Below are 15,207 nucleotides of genomic sequence, written 5' to 3'. Positions count from 1 at the left end.
CGGTCCTCAGGTGGCGGTGAGGACGAGGACCGCCCGGTCGTCGTCGATGTCCTGCCCGCCCGTGAAGTCGCGCACGGCGCGGGCGAGGGCGTCGACGACCTGCTGGGCCGAGGGGCGGGGCGGGGTCCCGGCGACGGCCTCCGCGAGCCGTTTCTCCCCGAACTGCTCGCCCGAGCCGTCGCGGGCCTCCGTGATGCCGTCGGTGTAGAGCAGCAGGCTCTCGTGCGGGTCGAGGTGGAGGGTGCGGGAGACGACGTCGGTCTCGGGGGAGATGCCGAGGAGGGATCCGGGGGCGTCGACGAGACGGGTGCCGTGGCGGGCGTCGAGGTGGAGGGGCAGGGTGTGGCCGGCCCGCACCAGTTCGACGTCCAGTCCGTGTCCGGTGGGGGTGAGCCGGCCGTAGACGAGGGTGACGAAGCCGGTTCCGTGACTGCCCGGCCGGTTGACGAGGGCCCGGTTGACGGCCGCGACGACCTCCTCGGGGCCGGGCAGGAGGGGGGCGACGGCGCGCGCGGTGTGGCGGACGAGGGCGGTGGTGGTGGCGGCGATGGCTCCGCGCCCGCAGACGTCGCCGAGGAGGAAGGCCCACCGTCCGTCGTCCAGCGGGAAGACGTCGTAGAAGTCGCCGCCGATGTCGAGGCCCTCGCCGGCGGGGTGGTAGGAGGTGGCGACGTCCGCGCCGGGCACGTCGGGGAGTTCGGGCATGAGCAGCCCGGCCTGGAGGTCCCGGGCGAGGGTGACCCGGTGGGTGTACTGGCGGGCGTTGCGGGCGGCCGAGGCGGCACGGCGGGCGAGTTCCTCGGCGAGGGCCACGCGGTGGCCGTCGAAGGGCTCCGCCTCGGTGGAGAGCAGCGTCACGGTGCCGAAGGCGGTGCCCCGGTCCAGCAGCGGGATGCAGAGGTAGCCCGTCACGCCGAGGTCCCGCCAGGGGCCAGGCCCGGCGGGCGCGCGCCGGGCGACCTCGCTCGCGCGCGTCGCGAGGACCCGGGCGACGACGTCGCCGTCGTGGGCCGGTGCGTGCGAGGCGAGGACCCGCCGCCGGTGTTCGTCCGGGGCGGCCGTGGCGACGCGGCGCAGGCGCCCGTTCTCCACCACGTCGACGGCGCACAGCGGCGCCAGGCGCGGGGCGCAGGAGGCGGCCAGCCGCTCCAGGGTCTGGACGGCGTCGAGGTCGACGGTGAGGGCGGTGCTGGCCTGGAGGAGGAAGGCGAGGTCCTCGCGGGCCGCCCGCTCACGGGCCTCGGCGGCGCTGCGGGCGTCCTCGGCCCGCTGCCGTTCCACGGCGAGCGCCGCGGTGTCGGCGAAGAGGCGGGCGAGGGCCAGGTCGGCCGCCTGGGGAAGCTTCGGGGTGCGGTGGTACATCGCGAAGGTGCCCAGGAGGGCGCCGTCGCGTCCGAGGACGGGGGTGGACCAGCAGGCGGCCAGGCCGGCCCGCCGCGCCAGGTCGCGGAAGTCGTCCCACAGGGGGTCCGAGGCGATGTCCCCGACGATGACGGTCTCGCGGCGGTGCGCGGCGGTGCCGCAGGAGCCGGAGCCCTCGGCGATGTCGATCCCGTCGACGGCCCGGTTGTAGAAGTCGGGCAGGCTCGGGGCGGCGCCGTGGACGAGGCGCCGGCCCTCCCGGTCGGCGAGGAGGACGGAGACGACGAGGTCCTCCGGCGACAGTTCCTCCATCGCGCGGGCCATGCCGTCCAGGACTTCGTCCAGCGGTGCCTGCCGGGCGATCTGCTCCAGCAGGGCGCGGTGTTCCGCCGTGAACCGCTGGGCCTGCCTGACCTGTGTCGTCTCGACCCCGATGACCCGGACGCCGGTGACGTTGCCGCCGGAGTCGACGCGCGGTTCGTAGCTGAAGTCGAAGAGGGCCTCCCGCGGCTCGGCGCCGTCGTCGAGGAGGACCCGGGCGTCGCGTCCGGTGCGGGGGACCCCCGACCGGTAGACCCGGTCGAGCAGTCCGATGAGTCCCTGGCCGGCGGGCTCGGGCAGCAGCTGTCCGAGGGGCACGCCGGTGCGGACGCGCGGGCCGGCGCCGAGGGCGCGGAAGAAGGCCGGGTTGGCGCTCTCGACCAGGTGCGCGGGGCCGGCGAGGGAGGCGAAGACGGCGGTGCTCTCGCCGAACAGGACCCTGAGGTCGACGTCCGAGGGATGGACGGCGGCGCGACCGGGGGCCTGCGCCGGGTCGGGCCGGTGGGGGTGCTGACCCGGTACGCGCCTCATGCGCTCTCTTTCCTGTTCTGCCGCGCCGGTGTCCCGGCTCCTGGTGCGGGGGCCGGTCCGGCCGGTCCCGCGGCGAGTGCTTCGTGCGCGTCGGCGTGCACGGTGAAGATCTGGTCGAGGCCCGTCAGGGCGAACAGCCGTCGGACGGGATGGGGTACGGAGGCGAGCAGGAAGGGCCTGCCCCGGGTGGACAGGCGCCGGTGGAGCCTCAGCAGGGCGCTGATGCCGCTGGAGTCGCAGAAGGTCAGGGCGGCGAGGTCGGCCACGACGGGCCCCGTCGCGGTGTCGTGTGCCGGGTCTCCGAGCGCCACCTCGTCCAGCTGGACGGCGCTGTCGAAGTCCAGCTCGCCCCGGAGCACCAGTATGGTGCCCCGCTCCTCCTGTCCGACGTCGACCGAGAACACCCTCGACTTCCTCCGTGTGCGCTTTTCGGCGGGCGGTCCGGCCCCGGGAACAGGTGTGGACCTCGCTCCTCCCTTCCGCGTTCCCCGGCCTTCCGGATTCATGACGGAGGAAGGAGTTTCGGCGTGGCGTTCGGGGTCAGGCGGGTCCCGGAACGCGGTCCGCTTCCGGAAGGATTCCGTCGTGCAGGTCTTGCTGATCCTGGTGTTCGGCGTCGGTGTGGCGATGGCGTGGTGGGGCGTCGCGCCCGTCCCGCGCGGTCCGCGGGGCGGGCCCCGGTGAGCTCCGGAGCGGCCCCGCGCGGGTTTCACGGACGGACGAACGGTCAGGCGGACGGGGACACGAATTCCCGTCTCATGTGCCAGGAGGCTCACATGGAAGGCTGGCGTGCGGCCGCGGCCTGTCAGGATGTCGACCCCGATCTGTTCTTCCCGGTGGGGAGCGGCGCCCCCGCGCTCGCGCAGGCGGAGGAGGCCAAGAGGGTCTGCAGGCGCTGCCCGGTGCGCGAACCGTGCCTGCGCTCGGCCCTGGCGCAGCCGCACCCGCCGTCCGGCGTGTGGGGCGGCCTGACCGAGGCCCAGCGGGCGGCCCTGGCACGCCGGTCCCGCCGACGAGCGGACGACCGCGGGTGACCGGCCCGCCGTTCACGCCCCCGGACGACCCCGGGGGCGTGCCGCGTCCCCCGGGCCGGCGAGGTGGCGCCGCTGCGTCACCCCGTCGGCCCGTTCCGCGTGTCCACGGGGCCGGTGCGCCCGGTCGGCAGGGAGAGGCGGGCGCGGACCCGCTTCCCCTCCGGAGCGGGCTCCACGGTCAGGCTCTCGCAGATGGCGACGACGATCTCGACGCCGTGCTGGCCGATGCGGCGGGGGTCGTGTCCGCGGGGCACGGGCGCGGCGGCCTCCTGGTCGAAGACCGAGATCTCCAGGGCGTCGCTGCCCAGTTCGAGGAGGAGCCGGCAGGGGCCGTCCGTGTGCCGGATCGCGTTGGTGACCAGTTCGCTGACCACCAGCTGCGCGAGTTCGACGCGTTCGTCACCGACCGGTCCGCGCAGCACGGCCGGGGCGGCCGCCAGGAACTCGGCCGTGAAGGCGCGCGCCGCCGCGATCGCCCCGCCGCGGGAGGCGTCGCCGTAGACGACGCCCGCGGACAGCAGGGGTTCCGGGGCCGCGCGCTCCGCGGTGATCGCGTCCGTCATGGCGCTGGTACTCCCCTCGTCCTGGGCCGGTGGCTGGGTTCCTCGTACCCGCCTTTCCCCTGTTCATGGTTCCCACACCGCGGGCACGACGGATCACTCCGGCGGACGGCACCTCAGGGGGATGCCGACCCGGTCCCCCCGTCCGGGGACCCGGCCCCGTGGCCGCGCCAGTCGAGACAGAGTACGAGGACGGGGGTCGACGCGCCACGGCGGGTGTCGCGCAGCGTCCGTACGACGACCCGGGGGACGTCCGCGCCCTTCCGGTGGCGCACGCGGTGGAGGGCTTGGGCGACGGGCCCGTCCGGTGCCTCGTCCCCGCCGCCGGCCGTCGGCTCCCCGGCGCCGTGGGCGACGAAGACCAGCCGGTCGCCGGGCAGGAGGCGAAGCCGCTGGGGAGCGTACACGGTGTCCTCGAACATGCCCAGGGGCAGCTGGCGGTCCAGGTCGATGCGCTCGGTCACGGCGGGGCGGAGGCGCCAGAGCGTCGGCGACCCGGCGTCCACCACCTCGGCCTCGCCGGTGGCCAGGTCGATCCGGAGCAGCAGGGCGGAGAGCGGGTGCCGGCCGCGGTACTGCCCGTAGAGCGCCTGGTCGGTCAGGCTGGCCTGGGCCACCAGGTCGAGCCCGGCCCGCCGGGCGTTGCGGATCGCCATCAGGGCGAGGGTGCTCGCCAGGGCGGCCGGGGTGCCGGGGCCGGTGCCGTCGGCGACGACGACCACCAGGTCCCGCTCGGTGGCGCTCCAGTCGAGCAGGTGCCCCCCGGAGGTGTAGGCGGGCTCCCAGTGGGCGTGGAGGTCGAAGGCGGGTCCGGAGCAGGCCCGGCCCGGCAGGGTGTCCCACTGCATCTCCCCGGCGACGCTGAGGGCGTGCGCCCTGCGGGTGCGGCGGTACAGGTCGGTGTGGCGGTCGGCGACGCGCAGGGCGTGGCCGAGGGTCTCGGCGACCCGGGCGAGGCTCGCGGTGGTTTCCGGCCCCGACCGGTCCGCGGGCAGGCCGACGACCAGGACGCCGAACCGGTCCCCGCGCACCGTGACGGGCAGGCAAACGGTCGCCGTGGGCCCGACATCACGGAAAAGATATGGTTGCTGGGTACGGAAGACGCGGCCGGCGGGGCCCGCGTCCACGGGCGTGTGCGCCATCCCGGCAGGGGCCTGGACGGGCTCCACGGGGCGCAGGGTCGTGCATCCGTAGTCGACGAGCAGCAGATCGGCGGAGGTCGCGGCGTACAGCTGCGCGAGACTGGTACGGAGGGAGTCCAGGAGGAGGTGTGGTGCCGCCCCGCGCAGTGCGCCTTCCACTGTCACGTGTCGATCCACCGGATTCGTACCGCCTTCTGGAGAGATGTGGAGATGACCGGTCCGTCGCAAGCCCGCTGTCCCCGGCCCCGGACGTCCGAGGAGGGCCGGCAGGCATGACGAGCAACCCCGCTCCGCCGCCGCGGGAGCCGCAGCGGGCGGCCGAGGCCGCCCGGGAGCTCATCGAGCTGCTGGAGGTGCTGTGGGAACGCGGGCGGGACATGGTGTCGTCGACACCCGTCTCGGCGAGTCAGCTGCGCGTCCTGTACAGCCTGGACCGCGAGGAGGGCATCAGCCTGCGCACCCTGGGGGAGCTGCTCGGCTCCGCCCCGCCCTCGGTGAGCCGCATGTGCGACCGGCTGGAGGCGCTGGGCTTCGTGCAGCGGCTGCCCAGTCCCGTCAGCCGCCGGCAGCTGGAGCTGCACCTGACCGCGCACGGCAAGGCGTACCTGCGGGACCTCAGGGCCCAGCGCGAGGAAGCCCTGCTCGCGGTCATCGCGGACATGTCGCCGACGAGCCGCAAGGCGCTGCTGCGGGGGCTCACCGGGTTCCACGACGCGGTGGGAGGGGGCGGGGCGGCCGCCCCGTCAGGCCACCGCACTCCGCTGAAGGACGTCAGCTCGGCCTGACCCCCGCGCGACGCCGGCTCCGGCCGGGCGCACACCCCATGTCCTCATTGCCACCTCTGGTCGTTCGACGCGTTCTTCCGGGCGCCGCCCGGGTGTTGCCCCAGGATACAGTTGTCACACGGCAACTGTTGACGCGGCGCCGTGCCAGTCGAGGCAGACGACCAGGGCGTCGTCCTCCAGCGGACCGTCACCGTGGTGGACGGCGAGCTCCCGCAGCACCGCCTGCGGCACGTGCGTGGGCGGCAGCAGCCTCGTCCCCCGCAGCGCGCGGGCCAGCGCCCGGTCCCCGTAGCTCTCCCCGGACGGCGAGGAGGCCGCGTACACCCCGTCGCTCCCGAACAGCAGCCGGTCGCCCGGCCGCACGGAGAACCGCTCCGGCACGTACACGGTGTCCTCGAACATGCCGAGGGGCAACTGCGCCTCGAAACCGACGGCCTCCACCACCTGCCCCCGCTGCCGCCACAGCCGGGGCGAACCCGCGTCCACGGCCTCCACCTCGCCCGTGGCCAGGTCGAAGCCGAGCAGCAGCACCGACACGAAGGACTTGCCCCCGTACTGGGCGTACACCGCCTGGTCCGCCAGCGCGGCCTGGTCCGCCAGCGGGAGACCGGCCCGGCGGGCGTTGCGGAGCGCGTTGATCGCGAGGTTCGTCAGCAGGGCGGCCTCGATGCCCTCTCCCATGCCGTTGGTGACCGTCAGCGTCAGCCGGCCGTCCGAGACCGACCAGTCGTAGTTGTCGCCGAAGATGGCGTAGGCGGGCTCCAGATGGGCCGCCAGGGCGAACTCGGGACGGACGCAGGAACGGCCGGGCAGCAGCTGCCACTGCATCTCCGCCGCGAGCGTGAGCCGGGTCGCGCGCCGCGCCAGGACGTACAGGTCCGTGTCGCGCTCCGCCACCAGGATCTCGTGGCCGAGGGCCTCGCAGAGCTGGGCGAGCCCCGGCAGCAGCGGCCCGACGTCGGCCCGCGGGGGCAGCTCGGCCGTCAGCACCCCCAGCCGGTCCCCGCGGACCGTGACGGGCAGATGGAGCCCGAGCACCCCGGACTCCCGGGCCACGTACGGCTCCTGGGCACCGAAGGCGCGCCCCTGGGGACTGTCGTGGATCGGCACCGACGGCTCCGCCCCGGGAACGTGCCCGACGAGCTGGAGCGTCCGCAGGCCGTAGTCGGCCATGCGGAGCTCCACCCGCAGCACCCCGTGGTCCCTGAGGGCGTCCTCGACGACTCCCACGAGCCGGTGGGGAGCCGCCCGGCGGAGCGCCTGCTCGATCTCGGCGATCTCGCGCACGGTCTTCCTCTTCCTCTTCCTCGCGCCCGGTCCCCGTGCACGGGACCGGGCCGTCCGTCCGCTATCTCTTGCCGCCGGCCGCCGCCAGCGCGTCGGCCACGGCGTCGTGCGGCGGGATGGTCGCCATCACGCCGGTGATCTCCAGGATGCGGCGCACGGCCGGGGTCGGCGCGGCGAGGTACAGGTCGCCGTCGCTCTCCCGCGCCCTGTTGACCGCCTGGATCAGGACGTTCAGTCCCGAGGAGTCCATGAAGCCGAGGGCGGACAGGTCCAGCACGAGGCGGTGCCGCCCCTGGCCGAACTGCTCCGCCAGCAGCTCGTGGAGCCGGTCGGCCGTCTCCATGTCCAGCTCGCCCGCCACGGTCAGCACGGCCGTGCGGCCGTCGCGGATCTCGACGTCGACATCAAGGTTCTGTTCACGCTCGGACATGTCTCCTGCTTTCCGTGAGGGGGGCCGGTCTCGGGGTGGACGGTCGGGTCAGAGCACCTGGACACCGACCACGCACGTGTCGTCGTCCGTGTCCGACTTGCTGCGCGCGAGCAGCTGGTCCAGCCGGTGTTCGAGGCTGTCGGACGGCTGCCGGGCGACGGTGAGCAGCTGGGCGACGGAATCGTGGACGGCGGTGTCCCGCCGCTCGACGAGCCCGTCGGTGTACATCAGCACCGTGTCGCCCGGTTCGAGCCGCAGTTCCGTCTCCTCGTACTCGGTCTCCGCGAGGGCTCCCAGCAACACCCCGCGCAGGAGCGGCAGGTCGAGCGCCTCCTCCCCGCGCACCAGCACCGGCGGGAGGTGTCCCGCGCGGGCCCAGCGCAGCGTACGGCTCTCCGGGTCGTACACGCCGCAGACGGCGGTGGCCGTCACGTGGGCGGTGAGGTGGTGGGCGACGCCGTTGAGCCAGGACAGCAGCTGCCCCGGTCCCGCACCCGTGACGGCCAGGCCGCGGAGGGCGTTGCGCAGCACCACCATGCCGGTGGCGGCCTCCACGCCGTGGCCGGCGACGTCCCCGACGCACAGGAGCACCTTCTTGGACGGCAGCACGACCGCGTCGTACCAGTCGCCGCCGACCAGGGAATCGGACTCCGCGGGCCGGTAGCGCACGGCCACGTCGAGACCCGGCGCGTCGAGCGGCGGCATGGCCGGCGGCATGATCGCGTGCTGGAGCTGGAGGGTGAGCCGGTTGCGTTCCTCGGCCGCCTCCTCCGTCGCCGCCAGCCGGTCCCGGGTGGCCGTGAGGGCGACCTCGGTCCAGTGCTGCGCCGAGATGTCCTGATAGGCGCCCCGGACGGCCTGGAGGCCGCCGTCGCTGCCCGGGGCCGGCTCGGCGGTCACCCGGATGTGCCGGGTGACGCCGTCGTGGCGGAGCATGCGGAAGGCGGTGGAGCCCACCCGCCGCTGCTCCAGCACCTTCTGGAGGAAGCGGCGGATGGTGTCGGCGTCGTCGGGGTGGGCGAGGCCGGCGAGGTCGCGCAGGGCGACCGGCGGCTCCGTCGTGCTGCGGCCGAAGAGCTCGTACAGCTGGCCGTGCCAGGTGATGTCGCCGGTGAGGAGGTCCTCCTCGAAGGCGCCGACCCGGCCGAGGCGCTGGGCGTGCTGGAGGAGGCTGGCGAGGCGCGCCGACTCGTCCTCGACGCGCCAGATGAACAGGACGCTCGCGCCGTGCCGGCTGATGCTGATGTCGGCGAGGGAGGCGAGCGGCACCTGGTCCACCAGGGCCGTGAGCCGGACCCGGCGGGCGCGGAACGGCTCCCCCGTGGCGTAGACCCGCTCGATCCGCTCGAAGAGTTCGCTGCCGCCCGCCGTCGCCGGGTACGCCTCCAGGAGCAGGGCCCCGTCGACCGAGCCGCGGGGCCGTCCGGCCGGATCCTGGAAGTGCGCGTTGGCGTGGCGGATGCGGAAGTCGACGAGGGCCCCCGTCTCGTCCAGGTGGGGGGTGAGCACGAGGGCGGGGTCGTAGAGCCCGTCCGAGAGTTCGGCCAGCGTCGTCGCCCCGTCCCCGCCGGGCACCGGGAGGCTGTCGGGGGACGCCTCGGGCAGCGTCTCCAGGGTGTGGGCGCAGAGCTCGGCGAGGGCCTCGATCTGGCGCTCCACGGCCTGCGGCAGGGGACCGAGCGGGCCGGGCCAGCAGATCTCCAGGACGCCGTGGATGCGGCCGCCGGTCCCGGCGGGGACGACGACCCGGCCGCCGTCGGGATGGGGCCCGCGGCCGATCGAGGGGATGCCCGCGGCCGACAGGGAGGCGTAGCGGACGGTCCGGCGGCCGACGAGCGCCTGGCGGGCCGCGGTGGTCACGCCCGGCGGCACGTGGTGCCAGCGGGCCGCCTCGTCGAGGCCGAAGCCGGCGTGGCCGCGCAGGCTCAGCGAGGTGTCCGGGCCGGTGGTCCAGATCGCGACGGCGACGGCGCCCAGCGGTTCGAGGGCGTGCCGGAGCAGCGACTCGGCGACGGCCTGGGTGTCGCCGGCGCTGAGCGCCGCGCTCTCCGCCGTGCGCAGCCGCACGGCGACCGAGGCGCCGGTGGAGGCGCCGGTGGCCGGAGGCTCGCCGACCGCCGTCCTCACGAACTCGTCCGTCGCCTCGGCCATCCGGTCGCGGGCCGCCTGGTTGATGATGTCCGCGGCAAGCTCCAGCCGGGACAGCCCGGCCCGGTCGGCGAGCTCCGCGAGCTGGCGGGCCGCCTGGGTCGGACCGCAGCCCAGGCGCTCGACGATGACCCCCTTGGCGAGTTCGATCAGGGCCCGGCCCTCGGCCGCCGCGTGCGCGGCCCGCACCTCGCCCCGCAGCCGTTCCACCGTGGCGGCCAGTCGGCCCTCGGCGGCCGAGACGTCCGCGGCGTCGGGAACCGCCGGGGTCTTCGGGACGGCCGGGGTGTCGGGAACAGCCGAGGCGTCCGCGGCGTCCGGGACGGCCGGGACGCCGTCGCCGGGGTGCGCGACGCCGCTCTCGGCGGGTGGGGGAGTGGTCACGAGGCCGTCCCCCCGTCGAGCCAGCGGCTGACGCAGGCGATGAGTTCGTCGGCGTCGACGGGCTTGGTGACGTAGTCGCTGGCCCCCGACGCGATGCTCTTCTCCCGGTCGCCCGGCATGGCCTTCGCGGTCACGGCGATCACGGGCAGGTCCGCGTACTGCGGCAGCTCCCTGATCCGCGCGGTCGCGGTGTAGCCGTCCATCTCCGGCATCATCACGTCCATCAGGACGAGGGAGACGGACGGGTTCGCCAGCAGCGTCTCGATGCCCTTCCGCCCGTTCTCGGCGTGCAGCACCGTGATGCCGTGCAGCTCCAGGATGCCGCTGAGGGCGTACAGGTTGCGGGCGTCGTCGTCGACGGCGAGCACGGTCCTGCCGCTCAGGGTGCTGTCGACGGCCCGGGGCGCGGGCGCCCAGTGGTCGCCGCGCACCAGCGGCACGACGTCGCCGGGCTGGTCCACGGACAGGTGCAGGGCGATCCGCTCGCGCAACTCGTCGAGGCTGGAGAGGAGTTCCAGCGGGCGGCGGCGGGCGAGGTCCTGGAGGGCGCCCTCCTCGTCGGCGGGGAGCCTGCGGTTGTTGTGGGCGAGGACGGGGACGGTGCGCAGCGCCTCGTCACCGTCCACGGCGGCCAGGAAGCGCAGGGCGTCGCCGTTCGCCATGTCGACGTCGAGCACGACGCAGTGGAACGGCCGGGTGGCGAGCGCGGCGGCGGCCTCCTGGGGGCCGACGACCGCGACCAGTTCGATGTCCGTCCGCCCCGTGTGCCCGCCGTCGGCCGCGAGCTGGCCGACCGCGTTCTCGGCCACCACGGCGAGGAGGCCGCGCGGACGGTCCTCGACCACGAGGAGGCGCCGGGTCGGCCGGTCGGCCGTGGCACCGGGCAGGGCGAGCGCGCCGCCGGGGGCCGGGGCCGGGACGGCGAGCCCTGCCGGGGAGTCCGCCGGCGGGGCGGCGGATCCGGACAGTTCGGCGAAGTCGGTGCGGGCGACGGGGAGGTAGAGGGTGAAGGTGCTGCCCTCGCCCGGCACGCTGGTGACGGTGAGGGCGGCGCCGAGGAGATGGGCGATCTCGCGGCTGATGGAGAGGCCCAGGCCGGTGCCCCCGTACTTGCGGTTGGTCGTCCCGTCGGCCTGCTGGAAGGCGCCGAAGATGGCCTCCAGGTTCTCGGGGGCGATGCCGATGCCGGTGTCGGTGACGCGGAAGGCCACGACGGGGCCGCCGCGGTGCACGGACGGGGGCAGCTCGCCGTCCGACGCCGGTTCGATGCGCAGCTCGACGCTGCCGTGCTCGGTGAACTTGACCGCGTTCGACAGCAGGTTGCGCAGCACCTGCCGGAGCCGCGTGTCGTCCGTGACGAGGTCGACGGGCACGCCGGCTGCCGTGGAGACCGTGAAGGCGAGGCTCTTCTGCGAGGTGAGGGGGCGGAACGTCGCCTCGACGTAGTCGAGGAGCCTGCGCAGCGGCACGCGCTCCGGGTTGAGGTCCATCTTCCCGGCCTCCACCTTGGAGAGGTCGAGGATGTCGTTGATCAGCTGGAGCAGGTCGGAACCGGCCGAGTGGATGATGCCGGCGTACTCGACCTGCTTGGCCGTGAGGTTGCGGGTCGGGTTCTGGGCCAGCAACTGGGCCAGGATCAGCAGGCTGTTGAGCGGGGTGCGCAGTTCGTGGCTCATGTTGGCCAGGAACTCCGACTTGTACGTGGAGGCCATGTCGAGCTGCTGGGCGCGGTCCTCCAGCTCCTGCCGGGCCTGCTCGATCTGGAGGTTCTTGGCCTCGATGTCGCGGTTCTGCGTGGCGAGCAGGGCCGCCTTCTCCTCCAGCTCGGCGTTGGAGCGCTGGAGCTCCTCCTGCCGCACCTGGAGTTCCTCGGTGCGCGAGCGGAGTTCGCCGGCCAGCCGCTGGGACTCGTCGAGGAGTTCGTCGGTGCGGGCGTTGGCGACGATGGTGCTCAGGTTGACGCCGACGGTCTCCATGAGCTGCTCCAGGAAGTCCCGGTGCACGGAGGTGAAGGGGCTGAAGGACATCAGCTCGATGACGCCGAGCACCTGCTCCTCGACGACGACCGGCAGCACCACGAGGCTGCCCCGGGACGTGCTGCCGAGACCCGAGGAGATCGTGACGTAGTCCGCGGGGACGTTCTCGGCGGCGACGGTGCGGCGGCTGCGGGCGGCCTGCCCGACGAGCGACTCGCCCAGCCGGAAGCGCACCGGGGCCCGGTCGCCGGCGGGACGCCCGTAGGAGCCGACGAGGCCCAGCTCGACGCCGTCGGCCCCCTCCTCGGCGAGGTAGAACGCGCCGTACTGGGCGCCCACGAGCGGGGTCAGTTCGTCCATGACGAGCTCGGCGACGACGGCCAGGTCGCGGTGGCCCTGCATGAGCGCGGACATCCGGGCCAGACTGGACTTGAGCCAGTCCTGTTCCTGGTTGGCCCGCGTCGTCTCGCGCAGCGAGCCCACCATGGCGTTGATGTTGTCCTTGAGCTCGGCCACCTCGCCCGACGCCTCGACGGTGATCGAGCGGGTGAGGTCGCCCTCGGCGACGGCGCTCGCGACCTCGGCGATGGCGCGAACCTGCCGGGTGAGGTTGCCCGCCAGCTCGTTGACGTTCTCGGTCAGCCGCTTCCAGGTGCCGGAGACCCCCTCGACCTCGGCCTGGCCGCCGAGCCGGCCCTCGCTGCCGACCTCGCGGGCCACCCGGGTCACCTCGGCCGCGAACGAGGACAGCTGGTCGACCATCGTGTTGATGGTCGTCTTGAGCTCCAGGATCTCGCCCCGGGCGTCGACGTCGATCTTCTTCGACAGGTCGCCGTTGGCGACGGCGGTCGTGACCTGGGCGATGTTCCGGACCTGTCCGGTCAGGTTGTTCGCCATGGAGTTGACGTTGTCGGTGAGGTCCTTCCAGGTGCCGGCCACGTTCGGCACCCGGGCCTGGCCGCCGAGCCGGCCCTCGGTGCCGACCTCGCGGGCCACGCGGGTCACCTCGTCGGCGAAGGCGGACAGGGTGTCCACCATCGTGTTGATGGTGTCGGCGAGGGCGGCGACCTCGCCCTTGGCCTCCACGGTGATCCGGCGGGACAGGTCGCCGCGGGCCACGGCGGTGGCGACCTGGGCGATCGAACGCACCTGCCCGGTGAGGTTGGAGGCCATCACGTTGACGTTGTCGGTGAGGTCCTTCCAGGTGCCCGAGGCGCCCCGGACGGTGGCCTGGCCGCCGAGGTTGCCCTCGGTGCCGACCTCGCGGGCCACCCGGGTCACCTCGTCGGCGAAGGCCGAGAGCTGGTCGACCATCGTGTTGATGGTCGTCTTCAGCTCCAGGATCTCGCCCCGGGCGTCCACGTCGACCTTCTTCGACAGGTCGCCGCCCGCGACGGCGGTGGCGACGTGGGCGATCGCCCGCACCTGGGCGGTGAGGTTCCCCGCCATCGAGTTGACGGAGTCGGTCAGGTCGCGCCAGGTGCCGGAGACGCCCTTCACGTCGGCCTGACCTCCGAGGATTCCCTCGGTGCCCACGTCCCGGGCCATGCGCGTGACCTCGTCGGCGAAGGCCGAGAGCTGGTCGACCATCGTGTTGATGGTGTTCTTCAGCTCCAGGATCTCGCCGCGCGCGTCCACGTCGATCTTCTGGGAGAGGTCTCCCTTGGCGACGGCCGTCGCCACGTGGGCGATGTCACGGACCTGGGTGGTGAGGTTGCCGGCCATCGCGTTGACCGAGTCCGTCAGATCCGCCCAGGTGCCGGAGACGCCGGGCACGGCGGCCTGCCCGCCGAGCGTCCCCTCCGTGCCGACCTCGCGCGCCACCCGCGTCACCTCGGAGGTGAAGAGGGAGAGCTGGTCGACCATCCCGTTGAACACCCGGGAGATCTCGCCCATCAGCCCGTCCGCCTCGTCCGGCAGGCGGGTGCCGAAGTCGCCGTCCCGCACGGCCGTGAGCCCGGCCAGCAGTTGACGGAGTTCCGGCTCGACCACCGCGGCCGACCCGGACCGTTCCCGTCCGGAGGAACCCCTGGCCGTCGTCTCAGACATGTCCCATCCTCGTTCCCCACCATGTGCGCGCACGGACCGTCCGGCCCACGCCGCGTGCCGGCCGGCCGTTCCCCCGGGTCGGCTCCGGCTGTCGCGATCGTTGCCGTACGGCAATCATGACGACATTACCCCTCCGTGATCGACAGCAGGAGGTCGGTGCCGTTGATCAGGCCGGAACCCGTCCTCCCCGGGCCCGGGACGGGAGGTGTGCGGCGCCGTGACCGGGGTACACGCGCCCCGAACCGGGCGGTCCCGCCCCGACGACGAGGGGAGAAGCACGTGCTGATGGCCCACCCCGCGGTCCTGCGCGAGCTCATCGAGCAGTACGAGACGTTCAAGATGCTCAACGCCGAGAACGGCGGCGAAGAAGTGCGACGGCGCATGGACGACCTCGCCTACACGCTGTGCGTGTCCACCGGTACGCGGGACGTGGACGCGGCGCTGATCGCGGCCCGCCACCGCCTGCCGGGCGCCCGCCCCGAGGACGACTCGGTGCTGAGCGCCTGAGCCCCTCGGGCACGCGGCCGGGCCCGGCACCTCCTCGGGAGGGTGCCGGGCCCGGCCGCGTGCCCGCTTACCAGCGGTACCAGCGGGCCGTGCCGCCCTTCGGCCGGGCCACGAAGCCCACCAGCCACAGGACGAGCACGATGACGGCTATCCACCAGAGCGCCTTGACGGCGAAGCCGGCGCCGAAGAGGAGCAGGGCGAGGAGCAGGACGAGAAGCAGGGGCACCATGTGGGTCGACCTCCATGAAGGGGATGACGGAAAAGACGGAAAGGAGAAGTGGGGGGCACGGCCGGCGGGGACGAGCCCGCGCCGGCCCCGTGCGGAGGAGGGGACGCCGCCCGCTCAGCCGCGGCGCCCGAAGAACAGCGCCATCGGGCCCAGGTCGCGCCGTGCGGCCAGGCGCCCGGTCCGGCGCCCCCACCCGTACGCGAGGGCCAGCGCGGCCGCCGTCCCGGCCGCGGCACCGGCCGCCGCCGCCCGGTGGGCGCGCACGACGGCCCGCGGCCCGCTCCCGGGGGCCGTCTCCGGGGACGCCCCGGGAAGGGGGCGCAGGCCCGCGAGGACGGCCGGCTCGTACGCCCCGTCCACGTCGGGGTCGTCCACCCGCGTCGGGCCGGGGCGGTCCGGGACGGCGTAGGGGCCGGTCCGAAGGACGGGGTTCCGGCCGCTGTTCTCCGAAGCACTCATGGG

Annotated in this window: 13 protein-coding genes; 3 read left to right on the top strand and 10 right to left on the bottom strand. The window is 74.2% G+C overall.

The features are described 5' to 3' along the window. Positions 1-6: 6 nt before the first annotated feature. On the bottom strand, positions 7-2,214 hold the full coding sequence (locus IE326_RS37510; protein WP_190044748.1) for a SpoIIE family protein phosphatase: 2,208 nt from the start codon (positions 2,212-2,214) through the stop codon (positions 7-9). Continuing rightward, positions 2,211-2,618 (bottom strand): STAS domain-containing protein, encoded by a 408-nt coding sequence (locus IE326_RS37505; protein ID WP_170313959.1) that lies wholly within the window; start codon positions 2,616-2,618, stop codon positions 2,211-2,213. Before IE326_RS37505 ends, IE326_RS37510 begins: the two co-directional genes overlap by 4 nt. Before the next feature lie 372 nt (positions 2,619-2,990). On the opposite strand from IE326_RS37505, the gene IE326_RS37500 reads away from it, so the two are divergent. Continuing rightward, complete coding sequence (locus IE326_RS37500; RefSeq protein WP_150234406.1) at positions 2,991-3,248, top strand: WhiB family transcriptional regulator; 258 nt, start codon at positions 2,991-2,993, stop codon at positions 3,246-3,248. 77 nt (positions 3,249-3,325) lie between these two features. On the opposite strand, the gene IE326_RS37495 is transcribed toward IE326_RS37500, so the two are convergent. Together IE326_RS37495 and IE326_RS37490 are read right to left on the bottom strand one after the other, a co-directional pair. Next, positions 3,326-3,811 (bottom strand): ATP-binding protein, encoded by a 486-nt coding sequence (locus tag IE326_RS37495; RefSeq protein WP_190044747.1) that lies wholly within the window; start codon positions 3,809-3,811, stop codon positions 3,326-3,328. Positions 3,812-3,924: 113 nt separating this feature from the next. Then, complete coding sequence (locus IE326_RS37490; protein ID WP_229915847.1) at positions 3,925-5,115, bottom strand: PP2C family protein-serine/threonine phosphatase; 1,191 nt, start codon at positions 5,113-5,115, stop codon at positions 3,925-3,927. A 107-nt stretch (positions 5,116-5,222) separates the two neighbouring features. Between IE326_RS37490 and IE326_RS37485 the strand changes: the two genes are divergently transcribed. Beyond that, the gene (locus IE326_RS37485; protein ID WP_150234401.1) at positions 5,223-5,735 is read left to right on the top strand and encodes a MarR family winged helix-turn-helix transcriptional regulator; all 513 of its coding nucleotides are present in this window, start codon (positions 5,223-5,225) and stop codon (positions 5,733-5,735) included. Between the two features lie 114 nt (positions 5,736-5,849). Here IE326_RS37485 and IE326_RS37480 read toward each other — a convergent pair whose 3' ends face one another. The 4 genes from IE326_RS37480 to IE326_RS37465 form a co-directional block, all read right to left on the bottom strand. Next, positions 5,850-7,022, bottom strand: coding sequence for a PP2C family protein-serine/threonine phosphatase (locus IE326_RS37480; protein ID WP_150234399.1), 1,173 nt, complete (start codon positions 7,020-7,022; stop codon positions 5,850-5,852). Positions 7,023-7,083: 61 nt separating this feature from the next. Beyond that, positions 7,084-7,452: an STAS domain-containing protein gene (locus tag IE326_RS37475; RefSeq protein ID WP_150234397.1), complete on the bottom strand. Its 369-nt coding sequence runs from the start codon at positions 7,450-7,452 to the stop codon at positions 7,084-7,086. Between the two features lie 48 nt (positions 7,453-7,500). Beyond that, the gene (locus IE326_RS37470) at positions 7,501-9,984 is read right to left on the bottom strand and encodes a SpoIIE family protein phosphatase (protein WP_190044745.1); all 2,484 of its coding nucleotides are present in this window, start codon (positions 9,982-9,984) and stop codon (positions 7,501-7,503) included. Then, entirely contained in the window at positions 9,981-14,009 is a 4,029-nt protein-coding gene (locus IE326_RS37465; RefSeq protein WP_190044744.1) for a HAMP domain-containing hybrid sensor histidine kinase/response regulator, read from the bottom strand. The genes IE326_RS37470 and IE326_RS37465 overlap by 4 nt, the downstream gene beginning before the upstream one ends. A gap of 279 nt (positions 14,010-14,288) precedes the next feature. Between IE326_RS37465 and IE326_RS37460 the strand changes: the two genes are divergently transcribed. Next, positions 14,289-14,516, top strand: coding sequence for a DUF5133 domain-containing protein (locus IE326_RS37460; protein WP_150234393.1), 228 nt, complete (start codon positions 14,289-14,291; stop codon positions 14,514-14,516). A 67-nt stretch (positions 14,517-14,583) separates the two neighbouring features. Here IE326_RS37460 and IE326_RS37455 read toward each other — a convergent pair whose 3' ends face one another. After that, positions 14,584-14,745, bottom strand: a complete 162-nt coding sequence (locus IE326_RS37455; RefSeq protein ID WP_150234391.1) for a DUF5670 family protein — start codon at positions 14,743-14,745, stop codon at positions 14,584-14,586. A 114-nt stretch (positions 14,746-14,859) separates the two neighbouring features. Then, entirely contained in the window at positions 14,860-15,204 is a 345-nt protein-coding gene (locus tag IE326_RS37450) for a hypothetical protein (protein WP_150234389.1), read from the bottom strand. Between the last annotated feature and the right edge of the window lie 3 nt (positions 15,205-15,207).

The organism is Streptomyces filamentosus (assembly GCF_014654895.1).
GTDB lineage: Bacteria > Actinomycetota > Actinomycetes > Streptomycetales > Streptomycetaceae > Streptomyces > Streptomyces filamentosus.
The sequence above is the reverse complement of the archived record's forward strand: the minus strand, read 5'-3'. Positions and strand labels throughout refer to the sequence as shown.